This window comes from Brevibacterium rongguiense (assembly GCF_009857845.1).
Classification (GTDB): Bacteria; Actinomycetota; Actinomycetes; order Actinomycetales; family Brevibacteriaceae; genus Brevibacterium; species Brevibacterium rongguiense.
This window is the reverse complement of the sequence record NZ_WWEQ01000006.1, coordinates 42,282-62,408: the sequence shown is the minus strand read 5'-3', so window position 1 is coordinate 62,408 and position 20,127 is coordinate 42,282. Positions and strand designations below refer to the sequence as shown.

The 20,127-nt window shown below is 75.3% G+C and carries 19 protein-coding genes; 11 read left to right on the top strand and 8 right to left on the bottom strand.

Translation table 11 applies throughout. The features are described 5' to 3' along the window. Position 1: 1 nt before the first annotated feature. From GSY69_RS02545 to GSY69_RS02535, 3 genes are read left to right on the top strand one after another with little or no spacing between them, the layout of a single operon-like run. Positions 2 to 2,239, top strand: coding sequence for a glycosyltransferase family 2 protein (locus tag GSY69_RS02545; RefSeq protein WP_160952331.1), 2,238 nt, complete (start codon positions 2 to 4; stop codon positions 2,237 to 2,239). Further along, positions 2,224 to 3,048 carry a glycosyltransferase family 2 protein gene (locus GSY69_RS02540; protein ID WP_328698728.1) on the top strand — a complete coding sequence of 275 codons (825 nt, stop codon included), beginning with the start codon at positions 2,224 to 2,226 and terminating at the stop codon, positions 3,046 to 3,048. The genes GSY69_RS02545 and GSY69_RS02540 overlap by 16 nt, the downstream gene beginning before the upstream one ends. Beyond that, complete coding sequence (locus tag GSY69_RS02535) at positions 3,041 to 3,718, top strand: hypothetical protein (RefSeq protein ID WP_160952330.1); 678 nt, start codon at positions 3,041 to 3,043, stop codon at positions 3,716 to 3,718. Before GSY69_RS02540 ends, GSY69_RS02535 begins: the two co-directional genes overlap by 8 nt. Here the strand turns inward: GSY69_RS02535 and GSY69_RS02530 are convergent. The 4 genes from GSY69_RS02530 to GSY69_RS02515 all read right to left on the bottom strand — a co-directional run bounded on the left by GSY69_RS02530 (position 3,658) and on the right by GSY69_RS02515 (position 5,552). After that, positions 3,658 to 3,909, bottom strand: coding sequence for a hypothetical protein (locus tag GSY69_RS02530; RefSeq protein ID WP_160952329.1), 252 nt, complete (start codon positions 3,907 to 3,909; stop codon positions 3,658 to 3,660). The two genes, GSY69_RS02535 and GSY69_RS02530, sit on opposite strands and share 61 nt — an antisense overlap. Before the next feature lie 64 nt (positions 3,910 to 3,973). Beyond that, positions 3,974 to 4,351 carry a biopolymer transporter Tol gene (locus tag GSY69_RS02525; protein WP_160952328.1) on the bottom strand — a complete coding sequence of 126 codons (378 nt, stop codon included), beginning with the start codon at positions 4,349 to 4,351 and terminating at the stop codon, positions 3,974 to 3,976. A 5-nt stretch (positions 4,352 to 4,356) separates the two neighbouring features. Further along, positions 4,357 to 5,070 carry a CPBP family glutamic-type intramembrane protease gene (locus tag GSY69_RS02520; RefSeq protein ID WP_160952327.1) on the bottom strand — a complete coding sequence of 238 codons (714 nt, stop codon included), beginning with the start codon at positions 5,068 to 5,070 and terminating at the stop codon, positions 4,357 to 4,359. Beyond that, positions 5,067 to 5,552, bottom strand: coding sequence for a pyridoxamine 5'-phosphate oxidase family protein (locus GSY69_RS02515; RefSeq protein WP_160952326.1), 486 nt, complete (start codon positions 5,550 to 5,552; stop codon positions 5,067 to 5,069). Before GSY69_RS02515 ends, GSY69_RS02520 begins: the two co-directional genes overlap by 4 nt. A gap of 252 nt (positions 5,553 to 5,804) precedes the next feature. On the opposite strand from GSY69_RS02515, the gene GSY69_RS02510 reads away from it, so the two are divergent. Further along, positions 5,805 to 7,319 carry an NAD(P)H-binding protein gene (locus GSY69_RS02510; RefSeq protein ID WP_328698727.1) on the top strand — a complete coding sequence of 505 codons (1,515 nt, stop codon included), beginning with the start codon at positions 5,805 to 5,807 and terminating at the stop codon, positions 7,317 to 7,319. Positions 7,320 to 7,328: 9 nt separating this feature from the next. On the opposite strand, the gene GSY69_RS02505 is transcribed toward GSY69_RS02510, so the two are convergent. Next, positions 7,329 to 8,447, bottom strand: coding sequence for a CaiB/BaiF CoA transferase family protein (locus GSY69_RS02505; protein WP_160952324.1), 1,119 nt, complete (start codon positions 8,445 to 8,447; stop codon positions 7,329 to 7,331). 391 nt (positions 8,448 to 8,838) lie between these two features. Between GSY69_RS02505 and hutI the strand changes: the two genes are divergently transcribed. The 6 genes from hutI to GSY69_RS02475 are packed head-to-tail and all read left to right on the top strand — an operon-like array spanning position 8,839 to position 16,281. Then, positions 8,839 to 10,059 carry an imidazolonepropionase gene (gene hutI, locus GSY69_RS02500; protein ID WP_160952323.1) on the top strand — a complete coding sequence of 407 codons (1,221 nt, stop codon included), beginning with the start codon at positions 8,839 to 8,841 and terminating at the stop codon, positions 10,057 to 10,059. After that, the gene (gene hutH, locus GSY69_RS02495; RefSeq protein ID WP_160952322.1) at positions 10,056 to 11,645 is read left to right on the top strand and encodes a histidine ammonia-lyase; all 1,590 of its coding nucleotides are present in this window, start codon (positions 10,056 to 10,058) and stop codon (positions 11,643 to 11,645) included. Before hutI ends, hutH begins: the two co-directional genes overlap by 4 nt. Further along, complete coding sequence (locus tag GSY69_RS02490; protein WP_160952321.1) at positions 11,642 to 12,856, top strand: allantoate amidohydrolase; 1,215 nt, start codon at positions 11,642 to 11,644, stop codon at positions 12,854 to 12,856. Before hutH ends, GSY69_RS02490 begins: the two co-directional genes overlap by 4 nt. Beyond that, entirely contained in the window at positions 12,853 to 14,217 is a 1,365-nt protein-coding gene (locus GSY69_RS02485; RefSeq protein WP_160952320.1) for a formimidoylglutamate deiminase, read from the top strand. Before GSY69_RS02490 ends, GSY69_RS02485 begins: the two co-directional genes overlap by 4 nt. 2 nt (positions 14,218 to 14,219) lie before the next feature. Then, positions 14,220 to 14,966, top strand: coding sequence for an IclR family transcriptional regulator (locus GSY69_RS02480; protein ID WP_160952319.1), 747 nt, complete (start codon positions 14,220 to 14,222; stop codon positions 14,964 to 14,966). A gap of 1 nt (position 14,967) precedes the next feature. Next, positions 14,968 to 16,281, top strand: coding sequence for a folylpolyglutamate synthase/dihydrofolate synthase family protein (locus GSY69_RS02475; protein ID WP_160952318.1), 1,314 nt, complete (start codon positions 14,968 to 14,970; stop codon positions 16,279 to 16,281). A 48-nt stretch (positions 16,282 to 16,329) separates the two neighbouring features. Here the strand turns inward: GSY69_RS02475 and GSY69_RS02470 are convergent, their stop codons facing one another. The 3 genes from GSY69_RS02470 to GSY69_RS02460 form a co-directional block, all read right to left on the bottom strand. Continuing rightward, complete coding sequence (locus tag GSY69_RS02470; protein ID WP_160952317.1) at positions 16,330 to 16,926, bottom strand: HdeD family acid-resistance protein; 597 nt, start codon at positions 16,924 to 16,926, stop codon at positions 16,330 to 16,332. Positions 16,927 to 17,070: 144 nt separating this feature from the next. Continuing rightward, positions 17,071 to 17,880, bottom strand: a complete 810-nt coding sequence (locus tag GSY69_RS02465; RefSeq protein WP_160952316.1) for a glutamate racemase — start codon at positions 17,878 to 17,880, stop codon at positions 17,071 to 17,073. Beyond that, the gene (locus GSY69_RS02460) at positions 17,877 to 18,467 is read right to left on the bottom strand and encodes an HAD domain-containing protein (RefSeq protein WP_160952315.1); all 591 of its coding nucleotides are present in this window, start codon (positions 18,465 to 18,467) and stop codon (positions 17,877 to 17,879) included. Before GSY69_RS02460 ends, GSY69_RS02465 begins: the two co-directional genes overlap by 4 nt. Before the next feature lie 71 nt (positions 18,468 to 18,538). Between GSY69_RS02460 and GSY69_RS02455 the strand changes: the two genes are divergently transcribed. Further along, entirely contained in the window at positions 18,539 to 20,062 is a 1,524-nt protein-coding gene (locus GSY69_RS02455) for an amidase (RefSeq protein WP_160952314.1), read from the top strand. The last annotated feature ends 65 nt before the right edge of the window (positions 20,063 to 20,127 follow it).

Here is a 20,127-nt window from a genome sequence, read left to right as displayed (position 1 = left end):
GATGGCGCAGCTGCCGGTGCACGTGCTGGTGGGCGGGCTCGACCACGGGGTCACGGCGCTGGCGCACCGGTTGGCGCTGGACCTGGGCGCCCCGCTCCTGCGCGCCGCGGGCCCCGCCGAGCTCGCCGCTGCGCCCGTACCGGCGGCGGTCCACCTGCACTTCACCGACCGCCTCTTCGGCGCGGACCCCGCCGCCGCGGCCGCGTGCGCCGAGCGGTTCGGCGCGAGCGGCCGCATGAGCGTGACGCTCCACGACCTGCCGCAGCCAAGCGACGGCCGCGGGTACGCCGCCCGCGCCCGCGCCTACCGGCGGGTGGCCGCCGCCGCCCGGCTCGTCGTGCTCAGCTCCGACCATGAGCTCCAGCTGGCCTTCGAAGCGGGGGTGCTGCGCCGCGCTCCGCGCGCGGGCGATCCCGCGGCCGCGGTGATCCCGCTCCCGCTCCAGACGGCCGCCGCGCCCGCCGCGGCGCCGGATGCGCCGGATGCGCCCGGCCCTGAGGGCGGGCCGCCCACGATCGGCCTCTTCGGATTCGCCTACCCGGGCAAGGGATACGAGGAGGTCATCGACGCCGCGGGCGCGGTCGATGCCGCGCTCGCCGTGCGGGTCCTCGGGCGCGCCGCCCACGGCCACGAGGACGCCATCGCGGCGCTGCGGCAGCGGGCGGCCGCCGCGGGCGTCGGTTTCGAGCAGCGCGGTTACATCCCCGCCGAACGCGTCGTCGCGGAGCTGCGCCAGGTCCACGTGCCGGTGGTCTTCCACCAGCACTTCTCCGCCTCCGGGTCGCTCAACAGCTGGATTGCGGCCGGCCGCCGCCCGCTTGTCATCGACACCCGCTACACGCGCGAGATGGCCCGGCTGCGGCCGGGCACGGTCACCCTCGTCGCCCCCGACGCCCTGCCGGACGCGCTCGCGGCCGCGCTGCGCGAGCCCGCCTCCACGTGGCTTGCCCCGGAGGGCCGCGCCGATCCCGTCGATGCGGTGGGCGCCTACGCCCGGGCCTTGGCCGGGCTGCCCGAGCCGGCGGTGCCCACGAGCGTCGTCATCCCCTTCTACGACCCCCAGCCGGCGGAGGACACGCCGCATCGGCGACGGCTGCAGGACGTCCTCGCCGCGCTGCGCGCCGACGATCCGAGCGCGGAGGTCATCGTCGTCGACGACGGCTCGCCCCGCCCGCTCGCGTGCGAGGGCGTGCGCGTGCTGCACCAGGAGGACCGGGGCTTCCGCGCGGGAGCCGCCCGCAATCTGGGCGCCGGGGCCGCCCGCGGCGATGTCATCGTCTTCCTCGACGCGGACACCGTGCCCCAGCCGGGGTTCATCGCGGCGCTGACCGCCCCGGTGCGGGCGGGGGCGGCCGAGGTGGCGGTCGGCTCGCGCCTCCACCCGCACGGTCGCGCGTGGGCGCCGGTCGGGTGGCTGGCGGACGGCTACACCGCGACGGAGGACCTGCGGGCCGCCGATGAGGCGTCGTATCGCTTCGTCATCTCCGCCCTGGTCGCCCTGCCGCGCTCGCTGGCCCTCCTGGCCCCGTTCGATGAGACCCTCGTGGGCTACGGGGGCGAGGACTGGGAGGCTGCCCACCGCTGGTGGCAGGCTGGGGCCCGGCTGCTGCACGTGCCCGGCGCCGTCGCCCATCACGCCGAGCCGGACTGGGCGGGGCGGGGCGGCCGCGGCGATGCGGCCGCGCTGGCGCAGAAGAACCGCGAGACCCGCGCGCTGGCGGCGCGCATCCCCGCGCGGTGGGCGCGCCCGCGCGGCGTGGGCTTCGCGGTGCCCGAACTCGCGGTGGTCGTGCGCGCCGACGCGCCAGCGGATGCGCTCATCGACTGGACCGCCCGCCTGCTTGCCGTGCTGCCGGATGCGCAGGTCCGGCTGCCGGCCGGGTGCGCGGCCGCGTTCTTCGCGGCGGATCCGCGCGTGAGCACGGCCGCCGGTGCCGCGGGCTGGCGCTACCGCCTCGAGGTCGAGCGGCTGTTCGGCGAGCCGGAGGCCGTTGCGGATGTGATGCGCACGCTGGACACCGCGGCCGAGGCCGGCGAGTGCGGCGGGCGGTGGCGCCGCGCCGGCTTCACCGTGCACGGCCGACCCGCGGCGGTGCTGGTGAGCGCTCGCGCGCGGGCACTGGAGGAGGCCGCGGGGATCGGCGGACCGCTCGGCGCCGAGGGCGCTCGCGGGCTTGCCGTCGCCGTGGCCCCGGCGGAGGAGCGGATGGACCTGGAGCGCGCGTGGGCCGGTTGGTAGCGCCGACCGCGGCGGCACCGGGTGAGGAGCTGCCCTCGTGCTCGGTGGTCGTTCCCGTGCGCGACGACGCGATGCAGCTCCGAGGGCTGCTGGCCTGTCTGGCAGCCCAATCGCAGCGCCCACTGGAAGTCATAGTCGTGGACAACGCGTCCGACGACGCCACGGCGGCGGTCGCGCGAGCGGCGGGATGCACAGTGCTCTTCGAACCGCGGCAGGGGATCGCGCCGGCCGCGCACCGGGGGTACGATGCGGCGCGCGGTGAGCTCATTCTGCGCTGCGATGCGGATTCCCGCCCGCCGCCCGGATGGGTGAGAGCGCATGCGCGGGCCCACGCGCATGCGAAACCCGGCACGGCGGCGGTGACCGGTCCCGGGTGGTTCCAGGGCCTCCCGATCGTGGGTGCGCTCCTCACCATCGCCTACGTGGGCGCCTATGTTGTGAGCGCCGGGGCCGCGCTCGGTCACCCGCCGCTGTTCGGCACGACCATGTCGTTGCGCAGGGAATGGTGGCACCGGGTGCGCTCGGACGCCTCGCGCAGCCCCCGCGTGCACGACGATATGGACCTCTCGTTCCTCATCGGCTCGGACGAACGGGTCGTGTTCAGCGCCTCGGTGGGAGTGCGCATGTCGCTGCGCTCGCTGCGCTGGGGCCGCCCGGGCTTCGACCGCTGGCGGCGCGCGGGATCAACCCTTGCGCGGGCCTGGCGCAGGGAGTTCCCGTGGGACCGCTGGCGGCTGCGACTGGGGCAGCTGAAGCGCGCCGTCGGTGCGGGGCGGGAAGGCGCCGTGCGGGAGGGCCTCGGTGAGTGAGCAGCACCCACCGCGGGGCCGGAGTGCCCTCGCCGCGCTGCGCGCCGTGGGTCTGCTGGCGGCCCGCTGGTCGGGCCTGGTCTTAGCGGTGGGCCTGTTCACCAGCGGCTGGCGTCGGCCCGGTGGGTGCTCGCTGTGGGTGGAGGGGCTCGTTGCGCTCCTCGTGGGCCTCGAGCAGGTGGTCGCCTGGCGCACCCGTCTGCCCGTGCGCTGGGAGATTGCCGGGTCGACGGCGACCATGGCCGCGGCCATCAGCTCCTACCTGGATCTCTACGCGCGCATCTGGTGGTGGGATCTCGCCGCCCATGCCCTGGTGACGGGAGTGCTCGCGGTCCTCGCAGCGTGGCTCATCCGGCGGCCGAGGCCGGGTGCCATCGTGGCAGCGGGCCTCGTCCTGGCTCTCAGCTGGGAGGCCATGGAGCTCTGGGGGCACGCCTATGTGGACAGCACCGTGAACGTCGCACCCTGGGACACCGTCGGAGACCTTGCCGCCGGCCTGATGGGGTCGGTGGGCGCCGCGGCGCTGTGGCGCGCCAGGGGCACCGCGGAGCCCGAGGGCACGGGCGAATGGCGGGCCGCCCCTGGCCTGCGCCGGCCGGGGGCGGCGGGTCAGACCGCCGGGGTGGCGGTGCGGACCGCGGGCTTCGCGCTGCCGGGGTTTTCGGTGTAGGCGATGATCTCGTCGACAATCCGCTCGAATTCGGCGTCGTCGACGCTGACCTGCGCCTCGTCAAGCCCTTCGCGCAGCTTCGCGGCGAGCTTGCTGCGATCGGCGCTGTAGTCCCAGGACGTGGCGGTGTCCACGGCGTGCTGGGCGGCTTCGCGAGCGGCGTCCAGCTGCTCGGCGGTGGGTTCGGTCATGTCGATTCCTCACTCGGGTGCGTCGGGTTCGCCGGGGCGGATGCCCCGATGCGTGTGGGCGAGCCTACCCGCGATCACCACCGCCGAACACCCGCCCGGCGGCCGCCTCATCCCCCTCGAGGGCGGCAAGCGCGTCCGCGGCCCGGGCGTGCCTGTCCTGTTCGGACAGCTCCCACCAGGGGGCTCCGCGCTCGCCCAGGCCGTGCTTGGCAAGGCCCACCGTGCGCCGGGCGGCGGCAACGGCCTCGGTGTCCTGCGCCTTCGTCCCGGCCCGCACACCGGATCTGCCCCGCCCGAGGTGCGACTTCAGCTGCTCGACCACCTCGGCGGCGAGGGCGGGGTCGGTCCGCCGCCAGCGGCGGCCGCGCACGGTGAAGAACTTCTCGTCGTCCGTGGGGGAGTCGCCGCTCGGGTCGGCGTGGGGCGACGTGCTATCCGGCATGGCGCTCACACCGCCTGGAGGAGGGCGGGCAGCGCCATGAGCATGGCCAGCGACCACACGAGGTGCATGACGATCGGCGAGGTGAGCGACCCGGTCCGGCGCGCCTCGGCGGTGGCGGCGGCACCGAGCGCGGCTGCCGCGAACACGAGCAGCGGGACTCCCATGGTGGCGGAGACCGCCATGTAGAGCCCCAGGGAGACGAGCGCGCGGGTGCGGAAGCGGCCCGGCAGGAGGAGGAGGGCCGTGCGGCGGTAGAACAGCTCCTCGGCGATCCCGCTGAGGGCGGTGATGATGGCGACGGGCAGGAGGTGCCCGGCCGTGGCGTGCTCGAGCAGGTGGGCCACGGGGCCGGCGAGCAGCGGGATGCCCCGCACGGCCAGCGCGCCTGCGGCGAAGACGGCGGCGAGGCCCGCGCCCCAGGCCAGGCCCCGCAGCGCGTCGCGGCCGAGGCGATGCGCGCGAAGCGTCCTGCGCGGGCAGCCCCAGAGCCACCAGGCAATGGTGTAGACCACCGCGACCGCGCAGCTGGCGGCCATGAAGACACCGCCCCCGCTGGGGGCGCGGCCGGCGGCGAACAGCCCCGCGGCGGCCAGCGCCACGGGGACGAGCCAGCGCCACGCGGGCGCGCGCGAGGCGGGCGGCGCGTGCTCACCCGACGCCGCCGCACCGGCCGCGCCGCCGGTCTCCGCGCGGCGCCGGCCGGTGGGCGGCTGCCTCACAGCTCGGTGGTGGCGCTCCCACCGCCGGGGCGGTCGCCGGTGACCTTGGCCTTGACCATCTGGGCCACGGCGGAGAGCTTGCCCCCGGTCATGCCCCAGTGCTGGGCGGAGTCGGTGATGACCTTCATGAGGCCCAGGTTCGGATCCTGGCGGCCGCCCTCGAAGTAGGCGCCCGCCTCGTCGTTCCACAGCTCGTCGATCTTCGCCTGGTCGTCGACGAACTGCACCTGGCCGGAGACGGAGAGCCAGTTGCCCGCCTCGGAGATGGCGAGATTGACGTGCGGGTCCTTGCGCAGGGCGACGGCCTGGTCGCCCTGCAGGCCCACGAAGAACCAGACATCGGCGTCATCGGTGACCTGCTGGGGGGACATCGGGTGCGAGAGGAGCTTGCCGCCCTCGCCGGCCGTCGTGAGCATGAGGTAGCCCGCGCGCTTGAGGATGTCGACGACGTCTGCCTGATCGAGCGTGTTCGTTTCCGCCATGGTCTTCTCCGTTCGTCGAGTCGCGCCGGAGCGGGGCGGGCCGGTCGACTCGCCCGCGGTGATGCGGCAGCGGCGCACCGCCAGCATACAAGGCGCGCGGGCGGCGGCGCAGCCCGCTCGGGTGCGGGATCGCCTGCGATGGCGGCAAGGAGGCTGGCCGGAATTCCGGTGTGGACGGTGGCCCGCGACCCTAGACTGGGGTCGGCGGCGTGCGGTCGGGCGGCGCCTCGACGACCGAGTGGAGGAGACATGGTGGGACCGGAACAGGGGCGCAGTGAAGCCCGCGCCCGGGCGGGCGCCGCACGAAGCCAGGAGCGCGCAACAGCCGGGAGCGCCGAGCAGGCCGGTGACCAGCCGCGCCGTGCGCTCGTCACCGGAGCCACGGGCTACGTGGGCGGTACGCTGGTGGGAGAGCTGCTGCGGCGCGGCTGGGCCGTGCGGACGCTCTCGCGCAGTCGGGGGAAGGCCGAGTCCATGCCGTGGGCGGAGGCGATCGTCGCCCAGGGCCAGCGGGCCGGCGCCGGGGAGGTCGAGGTCTGCGAGGGCGACGCCTCCGAGTTCGACGATGTCGCCGCGGCCATGGAGGGCACGAGCGCTGCGTGGTATCTGCTGCACTCCATGGGATCCGCCGCCGACCTCATGGCCGAGGAAACGGCCATGGCGCGGACGTTCGCGCGGGCGGCGGAGACCGCCGGCATCGACCGGATCGTCTACCTGGCCGGCCTGCACCCCGATGACGAGGAGCTCTCCGAGCACCTCGCGTCGCGCACCGCGGTGGGGCGGATCCTGCTCGACTGCGCCGTTCCCACCGCCGTGCTGCAGGCCGGCGTGGTGCTGGGCGACGGCTCGGCGTCCTTCACGATGCTGCGCAGTCTCTCCGAGCGCCTGCCGGGTGCGATCGGACCGCGGTGGATCCGCAACCGCATCACCCCCATCGCCGTGCGCGATGCGATGTTCTACCTGGCCTCCGCGGCGGAGCTGCCGGCAGAGGTCAACCGCGCATTCGACATCGGGGGACCGGACACGCTCGAGTACGCCCAGATGATGCAGGAGTACGCGAAGGCCGTGGGACTGCTGCCGCGCCTGGTACTCACCGCGCCGGTCACCACTCCGGGCCTTGCCGCGCACTGGATCGGGCTCATCACGCCCGTGCGCAGCGGCATGGCGCGCCACCTCATCGGGAGCCTGCTCAACACCACGGTGGTCAAGGAGCGCGACCTCGAGGGCCTCGTGGGCACACCGCCCGGGGGGAACCTCACGTTCCGCGAGGCCGTGCGCGCCGCGGTCGAAGACCTGGACACGCGGCGCTGGAGCCGAGTGCTGGGAGTCTCCGCCGCCGCTGCGGGCACGACGGCGGGTCTCAGCGGGCTCCTCGCCGCGGCGGTGCGCCGCAGCGCGGGGATTCGCACCCCGATCGCGGGAACAGGTCGCCTGGGTGGCGGTGCGGTGCGCGCGGTCGCCGATGCGGGTTCGGCCGGGGTTGCGGCGCTCGTCGTCGCGGACAGCCTCGAGGAGGGCGACTCGCGCGGGGCGCGGGGCGCTGCTGCGGCGTTTGCTGCCGCCGGGCTGGGCCGCATCATCGGCCGCGCGGCCGCGGCCGCGGGCTCGCCGGCGGTGCGCACCGCGGGAATCGGCCTGAGCGCGGTGTGCGATGCGGTACTGGGCAGGCGGGCGTACGCGTCCGCCCCGGAGCGCGCCGCGGTCGCGGCGGGCGCAACCGCGCTGAGCATCGCCGAGGAGGGGTGGGGCGGGACGGCACCGCGCTGAGCGGTGTGCCTACTCGCCCAGCCACTCGGCCAGCACCGCCACCCGGTCCGCGTCGGGGCGCGGGGGAGCGGGCGTGGGCCGCGGGCCCGGGTGGGCGGAGAAGCGCGGCGCCGGGGCACCCTGCTCCACGCCGTCTCGCACGACGATCGAGCCGCGATGGGCCATGTGCGGCTCGGCCCGCGCCTCGGCGAGGGTGAGGACGGGCGTGACGCACGCGTCCGTGCCCTCGAACACGCGGGCCCACTCGTCGCGGCTGCGCTGGGCGAACCGCGCGGCGAACACCTCGCGCAGCGCCGGCCACTGCTGCGGGTCCGCCCGGTCCGGGATCCGGTCCGCCTCGAGCCCGAGGCCCGCGAGCAGCTGGGCGTAGAACTGGGGCTCGAGCGCGCCCACCGCCACGTAGCCGCCGCCGGCGCACTCATAGGTGTCGTAACTGGGGTTGGAGCCGTCGAGGAGGTTGCCGCCGCGGGCGTCCGACCAGCGCCCCTGCCCCCGCAGCGACCAGATCATCTGCATGGCCGCGGGCGTGCCGTCGACCATCGCGGCGTCCACCACCTGCCCCCTGCCCGTGGTGGCGCGCTCGACGAGGGCGGAGACCACGCCGAGCGCCAGCATCATGGACCCGCCGGCCACATCGGCGACCATGTTCAGCGGCGGCACGGGCCGCTCGCCCGCGCGGCCGGTCGTGAAGAGCCCGCCGGTGAGCGCGAGGTAGTTGATGTCGTGCCCGGCCTGCTGGGCGCGGGGACCCTCCTGGCCCCAGCCCGTCATGCGGCCGTAGACCAGCCGGGGGTTGCGCGCCAGGCATTCGTCGGGCCCGATTCCCAGCCGCTCGGCCACTCCGGGCCGGTAGCCCTCGATGAGGACATCGGCGCGGGCGGCGAGGTCCAGCGCCGTGGCGAGGTCGGCCGGCGCCTTGAGGTCGAGGGCGATCGAGCGGCGCCCGCGCAGCAGCCACTGCCCGGCAGAGGCGTCGTCTTCGAGACTGCTGCGGGCGCTGGCCGGTCGGTCGGCCCGCACGACGTCCGCCCCGAGGTCTGCCAGCAGCATCGCGGCGTGGGGCCCGGGCCCGATCGAGGCGAGCTCCAGCACGCGGATGCCGGCCAGTGGTCCCTGAGTGCGTGTCATCGTCGACTCCGAGGTGGAAGGGAGGGGAATGCGAACCAGTAGCCACACTATCCCGGGGGCCGCTGCGGTGACCGAGGCGTGTTCGGGGCGGGCCCGGGCCTCGGCGGCCCCTGAACCGGGTTGGGCAGGAAGGGGCCCAAAGCCCCGAGCCCGCGGTGTCCGATATTTCGGATGGATCGCCGAGGCGCCTCCACCGCCCCGCCCGTGTGCCGGGTGACACTGGGCCCAGTGGGATGGCCCGTGTCACCGACCCCGCCCATACTGGAGGACAGCACGCGCCCCCGCCGCGCGGCGGCCCGCCAGGCCGCTTCCCGCGGGCCCCGGCTCCGTAGGACCGAGCCCCACCAGTCCGACCCTGCCCGCCCCTCGACCGCCGCCCAGGAGCCGCCACGTGAGAGTTCTCGTCACCGATATCTCCGAGCTCGTGACCAACGACCCGGAGGCCGACGATCTGCTGGGCGTCTGCCACGATGCCGCCTTCATCGCAGAGGACGGCATCGTCGCGTGGGTGGGCCCCGCCTCGGAGGCCGCCGCACAGCCGGTGGACCAGGTGGTCCGGGCCCGCGGCCGCGCAGTCATCCCGGGCTTCGTCGACAGCCACAGCCACCCGCTCTTCGCCGGCGACCGCTCGGAGGAGTTCGCCGCGCGCATGGCCGGCAGCGAGTACTCCGCCGGCGGCATCCGCTCGACCGTCGAGGCCACCCGTCGAGCCTCCGACCAGGAGCTCGAGGACAACCTCACCCGGCTCATCGCCCAGGCGGAGCACTCCGGCACCACGACACTGGAGATCAAGTCCGGTTACGGCCTCACGGTGGACGACGAGCTGCGCCAGCTCGACATCGCCGTCCGCTACAGCCCGGAGACGACCCTCATGGCCGCCCACGTGGTGCCCCCGGAGTACGCGGAGGACCCGGACGGCTACGTGGACCTCATCATCGACCGGCTCATTCCCGCGGCCGCGGAGCGCGGAGTGCGCTGGATCGACGTGTTCTGCGAGCGGGGCGCCTTCACGGAGGAGCAGACGGACCGCCTGCTCACCGCGGGCGCGCAGGCGGGGCTGCTCCCGCGCCTGCACGCCAACCAGCTCACCGCCGGCGGAGCGCTCAAGCTCGCGGCCGCTCACGGAGCGGCGTCTGCGGACCACGCGACGTTCGCCTCCGATGAGGACCTCGCGGCGCTGGCCGCCGCCGGCACCGTCGCGACCCTGCTGCCCTCCATCGAGTTCTCCACCCGCCAGCCCTACCCGGACGCCCGCCGCTACTTCGCCGCCGGGGTCACCGTGGCCATCGCCAGCGACTGCAACCCGGGCTCCGGGTTCTCCAGCTCCCTGCCGTTCTGCATCGCGATCGCCGTGCGGGACATGCACTTCACCGTCGAGCAGGCGCTCTGGGCCGCCACCGCCGGCGGTGCGGCCGCCCTGCGCCGCACCGACATCGGCCGCCTCACGCCCGGAGCGCGGGCGGACTTCGCCGTCCTCGACGCCCCCGGCTACCGCTACCTCGCCTACCGCCCCGGCGTCCAGCAGATCGCGCAGGTCTACCGCGCCGGCTCCCTCATCGCCGCCAACCCCAGCCCGTACATGTCGCCCGCAGCCCCCGAGGAGAACGCATGACCGCCACCGTCGCACTCGACCCCGACGCCCTGACCTTCGCAGACGTCATCGCCGTCGCCCGCCACGGGGCGAAGGTGGAGATCCCCGACGCGGTGCGCGAGCAGGTCGCCGCCGCCCGCCGCGCCGTCGACGCCCTCGCCGAGGCGCCCAAGCCGGTCTACGGTGTCTCCACCGGCTTCGGCGCGCTGGCCCAGCGCCACATCCCGCACGACATGCGTGCCCAGCTCCAGAAGTCGCTCATCCGCTCGCACGCCGCCGGCGTGGGCGAGCCCGTCGAGCCCGAGGTGGTGCGCGCCCTCATGCTCCTGCGCATCCGCACGCTGGCCACCGGCCGCACCGGCATCCGCCCGGAGACGCTGCAGACGTACGTCGACGTCCTCAATGCCGGGATCACGCCGTGGGTCCACGAGTTCGGCTCGCTGGGCTGCTCCGGCGACCTCGCGCCGCTCTCCGCGTGCGCCCTCGTCCTCATGGGCGAGGGGCTCGTGCACGGCCCGGACGGCACGGCCGTCGAGGCCGGCCCCGTGCTCGCACAGGCGGGCATCGAGCCGGTCGAGCTGCGGGAGAAGGAGGGCCTGGCGCTCGTCAACGGCACCGACGGCATGCTCGGCATGATCGTCATGGCGCTGTTCGACCTGGAGCTGCTCGTCTCCACCGCGGACCTCACCGCGGCCATGAGCGTCGAGGCGCAGCTGGGCACGGACCGCGTGTTCATGCCGGACCTCAACATGCCGCTGCGCCCCCACCCGGGGCAGGCCGCGAGCGCGGCCAACATGTTCGCCGCGCTCGCCGATTCGCCCATCGTGGACAGCCACAGGGACTCGACCCACCTGGTCCAGGACGCCTACTCGCTGCGCTGCTCGCCGCAGGTGGCGGGCTCGGCCCGGGACTCGCTGACGTTCGCGGCGCTCACCGCGGCCCGCGAGCTCCGCTCGGCCATCGACAACCCCGTTGTTCTGCCCGACGGCACGGTGTCCTCCAACGGCAACTTCCACGGCGCCCCGCTGGCCCACGCCGCGGACTTCCTCGCCATCGTCGCCGCGGACCTCGCCTCCATCGCCGAGCGCCGCACCGACCGCGCCATGGACCCGGCCCGCAACCAGGGCCTCAACGCGTTCCTCGCCGACGACCCGGGCGTGGACTCCGGCCTCATGATCGCCCACTACACCCAGGCCGGGCTCGTCTCGGAGATGAAGCGCATCGCGGCCCCGGCCAGCATCGACTCCATCCCCTCGTCGGCCATGCAGGAGGACCACGTGTCCATGGGCTGGGCCGCCGCGCGCAAGCTCCGCCGCGCCGTGGACAGCCTGGCCCGCGTGCTCGGCATCGAGCTCTACGCCGCGGCCCGGGCCGCCGACCTGCGCAGCGAGGAGCCCGGCCCCGTCACCGGCGCGGTCATCGGCGCCCTGCGCGAGCAGGTCCAAGGGCCGGGCCCGGACCGCTTCCTGTCCCCGGAGCTCGCCGATGCGGTCGAGTTCGTCGCCTCCGGCCGCGCGCTGGGCGCCGCCGAGGCGGTGCGGCCCTTCGCGCACACGCTCACGGACACCGACGGCACCGTCCTCCACGGTACGGAACTGCGCGCATGAGCGCCGACGTCGTCTCCCTGCTCGGCCAGATCCGCGAGGTGGGCCGCGACCCCCGCGGTCCCGGCTACCAGCGTCCCGGGTTCTCGCCCATCGAGCGCGAGCTGCGCGAGTGGTTCGAGGCCGAGGCCGCGGCGCGGGGGCTCGACGTCGAGGTCGATGCGAACGGGATCACGTGGGCGTGGGCGACTCAGCCCGGCCCCAACGCCGTCGTGACCGGCTCCCACCTGGACTCCGTGCCCGGCGGCGGCCAGTTCGACGGTCCGCTGGGCGTCGCCTCGGCTCTGGACGCCCTCGACCGGCTGCGCGCGGACGGCCGTCTCGAGCGGGCCGCGCGCCCGCTCGCGCTCGCCGTGTTCCCGGAGGAGGAGGGCTCGCGGTTCGGCGTCGCGTGCCTGGGCTCTCGCCTCATCTCCGGCGCCATCGCACCCGAGCGCGCGCTGGGCCTCGCGGACGCCGAAGGCGATACGTTCGCCGAGGTCGCCGCCGCCTACGGCCTCGACCCCCACCGTATGGGCCCCGATCCCGAGCGCCTGGCGGGCATCGGCTCGTTCATCGAGCTGCACGTGGAGCAGGGCGTGGGCCTCATCGAGACCGGGCAGCCGGTGGCCCTGGGCGCCTCGATCATCGGCCACGGCCGCTGGCGCCTGCGCTTCACCGGCCAGGGCAACCACGCGGGCACCACCCCCATGGCCCACCGCGCGGATCCGGTGGCCGCCGGCAGCGCGGTCATCGGGGAGATCCCGCGCCTGGCTGCCGGGTTCGACCGCGCCGTGGCGACCGTGGGCCGCACGAGCATCCACCCCGGCGGCACGAACGTCATCGCCTCCGCCATGGACTGCTGGCTCGACATCCGCCACGCCGACGACGCCGTCGTCGCCCAGGTCCTCCAGGCCATCGTCGACCGCGCCCGCGACATCGCGGGCGCCGCGGGGGTGGGCTTCGGGGCCTCCCGCGAGTCCTACTCGCCCACCACCGTCTTCGATGCCGAGCTCACGGACCGCATGGCCGCCCAGCTCCCGCAGGCCCCGCGCCTGCCCACGGGCGCCGGCCACGATGCGGGCATCCTCGCCGCCCACGTGCCCTCGGCCATGCTCTTCGTGCGCAATCCCACGGGCGTCTCCCACGCCCCGGAGGAGGCCTGCGAAGACGCAGACGCGCGCGCCGGGGCGGCCGCCCTGGCCGACGTGCTCGCCGCGGAGCTGGGCGCATGAGCGCGGCGCCCGGCGCCGGCTTCTGGCTCGAGCGTGCCTGGACGGGCGGCGAGGTCCGCGAGGGCCTGGCGCTCACGACGGCCGCGGACGGCACGATCGCCGCCCTCGATTCCGCCGCCGAGGCGCCCGTAGGCTTCCGCCGCGTGCCCGGCCTGAGCCTGCCCGGGGCTGTCAACGCCCACTCGCACGCGTTCCACCGGCTGCTGCGGGGCCGCACGCACTCAGGCGGCGGCACGTTCTGGACCTGGCGCCAGGTCATGTACCGCGCCGCCGCGCAGCTCACGCCGGACTCCTACGGCCTGCTGGCCCGCGCCGTCTTCGCGGAGATGGCCGCGGCCGGCTACACCGCGGTGGGCGAGTTCCACTACGTCCACCACGCCCGGGGCGGCGCCCCCTACCCGGATCACGACATGGAGCGCGCGCTCGCCTGGGCCGCGCAGCAGGCCGGGATCCGGCTCGTCCTCCTCGACACCTGCTATCTGACGGGCGGGATCGGCAAGCCGCTGAGCGCCGAGCAGGCCCGCTTCGGCGACGGCGACATCGACGGCTACCTCGCCCGGCACGCGGCCCTGGGCGCGGCGCTGCAGGACTGCGAGCACGTGACGCTGGGCGCCGCGATCCATTCGGTGCGCGCCGTGCCCGCCGCGGACCTGCCCGCGTTCTCCCAGCTCACAGGCCCCCTGCACGTCCACCTGTCGGAGCAGCCCGCGGAGAACGAGGCGTGCCTGGAGGCCTACGGCACGACGCCCACGGGCCTCCTCGAGCGCGCCGGCGTGCTGGACGCGCGCCTCTCCGCCGTCCACGCGACCCACCTGCGCGAGGCGGACATCGCGGCGCTGGGCGCCGCGGTGGCCTCGATCGTCATGTGCCCCACGACGGAGGCGGACCTGGCCGACGGGATCGGGCCCGCCCGCGCGCTCGCGGACGCCGGGGCGGTCCTCGCCCTGGGATCGGACCAGCACGTGGTCCTCGATCCGCTCCTGGAGCTGCGCGGCCTGGAGGCCGGCGAGCGCCTGGGCAGCGGCGAGCGCGGCCGCTTCGGCCCCGCTGAGCTCATCGCCGCCCTCACCTCGGGCGGTGCCCGCTCCTTGGGACTCGATCAGGGCGGCCTGCAGACGGGCGATCATGACGGGGGCGGCCTGCGCGTGGGCGCCCCTGCGGACTTCTTCGCGCTGAGCCAGGACAGTGCCCGCACGATCGGCAGCCGCGGCGAGCAGGCGGTGCTGGCCGGCACCTCGGCGGACGTGGCCGAGGTGGTCGTGGCCGGCCGCACCGTCGCGGCCCACGGCGAGCACGCCGCGCTGGGCCCCGTCGCCGAGCTCTACCGGGAGGCGATGGCGGCCTTCGACCTGGCGGACTGAGCATGGGCGACGTACCCGCGCTGCGCCGGGCGATCGCGCTGCTGCGCCAGCTGGCCGGTTCGAACCGCCCCATCAGCGCCGGCGCGCTGGCCCGCGGCCTCGACATCCCGCGCTCGAGCATCTACGAGCTGCTCGCCGTCTTGGACGAGCTGGGCTTCGTGGCGAAGGCCCCCGGCGGCTACATGCTGGGCGCCGGCGTGTCCGAGCTGGGCAGCGCGTTCGGGCGCACGAATCCGCTCCAGCGCCTGGCCCAGCCCATCGTCCGGCGGCTGGCCGAGGACACCGACGGCACGGCGCAGCTGTCCGTGCTGCGCGGCTGGGAGACCGTCTACATCCTCAAGGAGCAGGCCGTGCGCTCCGTGGCCGTCATCACCGCCGCTGGGGTGCGCATGCCCGCCTACCTCACCGCCACCGGCCGGGCGATGCTCACCCAGCTGTCCAAGCGCGAGGTGCTCGCCCTGTTCACCGGCGAGGGCGCCTTCGTCAGCCGCACGGGCAGCGGCCCGCAGACGGTGCGCGAGCTCAACGGCGAGCTCGGCCACGAGCGCCGCCGCGGCTATTCGCTGGAGCGCGGCGAGGTCACCCCCGGCATCTGGACCGTGGGCGCGCCCGTCCTCGATGCGCTCGACCGCCCGGTGGCGGGGATGGGCCTGTGCCTGCCGGACTCCGCGTATTCCGCCGAGGCGGTCGAGGCCAGCGCCGAGCGCGTGCGCGCGGCCGCCGCCGAACTCACCGCACGGCTGCGCTGACATGCCCGCCGAAGGCTGGGACGAGCCGTTCTTCCGCGAGTGGAAGGCCGCCCGGGCGCTCGAATCCAACAGCGCACTCGAATCCAGCAGCTCTCTCGAATCCAGCAGAGCGCCCGGCGCACTGACCCCCCGGACCATCGGGCGCAGCCGCGCCCGCTCCCGCCTCGCGGTGACCCGCCTGGGCCTGGGCTCCGGGCCCGCGGGGCGGGGGCTGCCGGTGCCCGCGCTGCTGGTGGTCGGCAGCAAGGGCAAGGGCACCGCGGTGGCCGCGGCGAGCTGGGCGCTGAGCAGCAGGGCGGGCCTGCGGGTGGGCACGATCACGAGCCCGCCGCTGCGCTCGAACCGCGAGCGCATCCGCCTCGACGGGCGGCCGCTGACGCCCGCGCAGGCGGGGGTGCTGGCGGACCGGACGGCCGCGCTGCTCGCCGCTCTGGGCCCGTTCGATCCGGCCGAGGGCTACCTGCCGCCCTCGGGCCTGTTCACCCTCGTGGGACTCGCGCACCTGCTCGAGGCGGGGGTCCAGGCGCTCGTCGTCGAGGAGGGGCTGGGCGGCCTGTCCGACGACGTCTCGCTCTTCGACTACGACGTCGTGGCGGCCACCCAGATCTTTCCCGAACACACCGACGTCCTGGGCGGCAGCCTCGCCGCGGTCGCCGCGGACCTGCTGGGCACCATCACCCCGGCCACCCGCGCGGTCATCGCCCATCCCGCCCAGCCCGCCGAGGCGCGGGAGCGGCTGGCAGCCCAGCCCGCCCCCGTCACCGAGGTCCAGGAGGAGGCGACCATCGCGCGCACGAACCTCGCGGTGGGCCTCGCGGCCGCGCGGGCGCTGTGCGAGGTGCGCGCGCTGACCGCGCCTCGGCCCCCGCAGGCACACGCACCCGCGCAGGCGCAAGCACCGACGCCCGCGCAGGCGCGGGCGGCGCTGAGCCTGCCCGGCCGGCTGTCGCACCACGCGCACGCCGGCGCCGAATGGATCGTCGATGCCGCGATCAGCCCCCCGGGCGTGCGCGCGGCCCTGGCGCACGCGCGGGCGCACCTGCGGCCGGACTTCCTCGTGCTCGCGGGCTTCCCGGACACGAAGGACGTCGACGCGTGCGTCGATGCGCTCGGCGGCCGCGAGGCGCTGTTCGTGGGCGCCGGCAGCGACTACCTCCGCTATGACCGGCTGGCCGGCCGGGGGGCGGTGCTGGACACGGCCCAGGCCGTCGCCCGCGCGGAGCGCACCGGCCGCGACGTGCTCACGGTGGGAACCATGAGCTTCGCCGGCGCGGTGCTCACCGCCCTCGACGCGCCCGTGGGCGCGTGGTGGTGAGTGGGGCCTGGTGGTGAGTGGACCGCTGGCAGTGAGCGGCGCTCCGGCTCAGGCGAGCTCGCCGGGGATCTCCCGCTCGTCCTGAGCGCGCACCGCCCGGTTGAGCTGGGAGCCGATGAGGAAGGCGGCGATGCCCTCGACGATCATCGCGACGCCCACGATCCAGGCGAACACGGCGGCTCCGGTGACGGGGAAGAGCAGGATGCCCACGGCGGCGAGGACGGAGAGGATGCCGGTGATCAGCATCATCCACCAGTAGCGCACCCCGGCCGCGCGCAGCGTGCCACAGCCGGCGAGTTGGAAGGCACCCAGCAGCAGCATGACGAAGGCGACGATCCACACGACGACGAGCATGCCGGCCGCGGGCACTGCCACGATGACGAGGCCCGCGACGATCCCGAAGATCGCGCGCGCCAGGGCGACCCCCGAGCGTGCACCGCGCGGACGCGCCGCCCAGGTGAGCGCGGAGACGACGCCGTCGACGAGCAGCCACGCGCCCATGAGGATCGCGAAGATCAGCGTGGCGTTGACCGGCCAGATGATGACGAGCACGCCCAGCACCAGGGCCGCCGCGCCCTGGACGAAGAGGAGGGTGCGCATCTTGCGCAGCACGGTGCCAGCGGTGGGCATGAGCGGGCTCGTCATGGCTCGGATCTCCTTCGTTGGGCCGCCGCGCCGGGGGACACCGGTGGGGCTGCCGGGTGCGCGGGGGCTGGTCTGCTCCGCTCCCATTGTCGCAGGCCGGATCGCACCCGGCCGCGGCCGTGCCCGCTAGGTGCGCCGTGCCCGCTAGGTGTGCTGCTCGGGGGCGATGCGCAGCAGCTCCCGCCCGGCCGGGTACGCCTCGAGGGCCCGCGGCAGCCCGGCCGGCCGGCCCGAGGCGAGCACCGCGAGGATCCGGCCCCCCGGACCCCCCGCTGCGCCCGGGGCGCCCCGGCCCAGCCGAGCGAGCGTCTGGGCGGCGACGGCGGCGGGGGAGTCGTAGAGGTGGGCGGTCTGCGGGCGGCGCGCGCGGATGCGCTCGGCGACGAGGCCGTAGTGGGTGCAGCCCAGCACGATCGAGTCGATGTGCGCGGGCGTCGCCGCGGCGGCCGCATCGATGGCGGTGTCGATGGCGGCGTCGTCCGCGCGCTCGATCGCCTGGGCCAGGCCCGCGCAGGCCACGGAGGCCACCGGAGTGCTGCCGGCGAACGCGCTGATGAGCTCGCGCTGATAGGCGCTCGCGGTCGTGGCGCTCGTGGCCCACACGGCGAACGGCGCCCCGCCGCGGGCCTCCGAGGCCCGGGCCGCGGACTTGATGGCGGGCACGGTGCCGATGACGGGCACCTCGGGCTCGGCATGTGCGCGCAGCGCCGCGAGGGCGTGGACGGAGGCGGTGTTGCACGCGAGGACGAGCGCGTCCGGGGCCCACGGTTCGAGGGCGCGCGCCGAGGCGAGCACGCGCTCCTGCACCTGCGCCGGCTCGAGGGCGCCGTAGGGCATGTGCTCGGGATCCGTGGCCAGGAGCAGGTCGAGGCCGGGGGCGGCCCGGTGCAGGGCCGCGGCGAAGGACACGAGGCCCAGTCCGGAGTCGATGAGGCCCACGCGGGTGCGCCTCACGCGCCCTCCCGCTTCTGCTCCTCGTGTGCGCCGTGCTCCGGGCGCGGGTAGGTGAAGGTCCGGATGAGCGCGAAGTGCTCCTCGCCAAGGCCCCGGGAGAACTGCGGGGCGATCATGAGCAGGCGGCCGCGGTACTTCTTCCTGAAGTACTCGTAGGTGGCGGGGGCGGCGAGATCGTCGTCGATCCACAGCGCGCGCTGGCCGGGATGGTCGGCCAGCCACTCCTCGACCGCCCGGGCCTTCCACCAGGCGGAGGGGTCGCCGGCGAACCGGTTGTACGAGTCGTCCGGCATGTCGATGATCGGGTAGGTGCCGTGGAAGCCCAGCTTGGGCTCGATCTCCGTGCGGCAGCGCTGGGACCAGGTGGAGAGCCAGACGATGTCGACGAGCCGCTTCTGGACGAGCGAGTCGAGGAACTTCACGATCTTGGGCCGGTAGTGCAGCTCGTAGTTCCAGGCGCGGACCCTGCGCCGGCGCTCGCGCACGGAGCGCGTGCCCTGCACCGGGTAGGAGTTGAGCACCCCGTCCACGTCGAGGAAGACGGTGACATGGCGCGCGGCACGGCGCGCGGACACCTCGTTGCTCATACTGCTCTCCGGCCCGGGCTCTGCGGGCCTCCTCCCGGCAGCATTCTAGCGCCGCGTGGCAGACTGAGCCCATGAGTGATGCGCCCCACAGCCTGCCCGCGCCCATCCACCAGCTCGGCGTCCTCGACATGCTCGCCGCCTTCCGCTCCGGGGCGCTGACGCCCAGCCGCGCGCTCACCGCGCTGGCCGAGCGGATCCGCCGCCTGGACGGGGGAGCGGCCGGCCCCGCGGACAGCGCCGCGGCGGGCCAGGGGAGCGCGGACCCCATCAACGCGATCGTGGAGTTCATGGCCGACGACCCGGAGGTCCGCGCGCAGTTCCGCGCCGCCGACGAGCGCTACGCCGCCGAGGACGCAGCGGACCTGCCCCCGCTGCTCGGGATCCCGCTGCTGGTCAAGGAGCAGCACGACCTGGCCGGGCACAGCGCCACCCGCGGCTCGCAGGCCCGCGCGGGGATCGTGGCCGAGGCGGACAATCCGATCGTGGCGCGGCTGCGGGCCGCCGGCGCGATCCCGTTCGCCCGCACCGCCAACCCGGAGATGTCGTGCGCGACGTTCACCTCGACGCGCGCGTGGGGCGTCACCCGCAACCCGTTCAACCGGGACAAGACGCCCGGCGGCTCGTCGGGCGGTTCGGGGGCGGCCGTCGCGGCGGGGTTCGCCCCGCTGGCCACCGCCTCGGACATCGCGGGCTCCACCCGCATCCCGGCGGCCTTCTGCGGCCTGCCGGGGCTCAAGACCCCGTTCGGCCGCACGCCCGGCGCCCACCCCTCCAACGCGGACTGGTACCGCGGCGACCACATCCTCGCCCGGTCCGTCGCGGACACCGCGTACGCGATGAACACCATCATGGGCCTCGACCCCGCGGACCACGCCACCGTCGACCCCACCCCGGTGCTGCCCTGGGACCGGGGGGCCGGTGAGAGCGCGTACGACGACGTGGAGGGCCTGCGCGTGGCCGTCAGCGCGGACCTGGGCTGCTACGACGTGGACCCCAGCGTCGCCAGCGGCCTCGCCCGGGCCGCCGAGGCGCTGGCCCGGCGGGGCGCCCAGGTCGAGTGGATCGACGTCGGGCTGTCGCTCGACGAGGTCTCGCGGGCCTCGGCGGCCCACTACGGCCACCTCATCGCCGCCAACATGGAGCGCATGGCCGGCGGCGACCTCGACGCGCTCGAGGACTACTCGCGCCGCTTCATCGAGGTCACCCGGGCCGAGGCGCAGCGCACCTCCCTGCTCGAGTCCACGGTTCTCGAGGCGCGGGTCCAGGATCGCCTGGCGCAGGCCATGGCCGGCTTCGACGTGCTGTTGACCCCCACCTCGGCGGTGGAGTCCCTGCCGGCCGATGACCACCAGCTGGGGCCCCTGGACCGCCCCGGCGGCGCCGTGGAGTTCTACTGGCAGGCGCACATGACGATCCCGTTCAACATCGCCAACCGGTGCCCGGTCATGGCCATGCCCGCAGGGATCGGCTCGGAGGGCGTGCCCGTGAGCGTGCAGGTCGTGGGCCACCCCTATCAGGACGCCTCGGTGCTCCCGGTGGCCGCGGCGCTCGAATCCGAGCTGGGGATTCCCCGCTCGCCGGTGTTCGACGGCTGACCTCGGGGGCAGTGACCGGCCCGCGAGGGCGGAGGCTGAGCGCGGGGGCGCTGGGCGACCGCGGG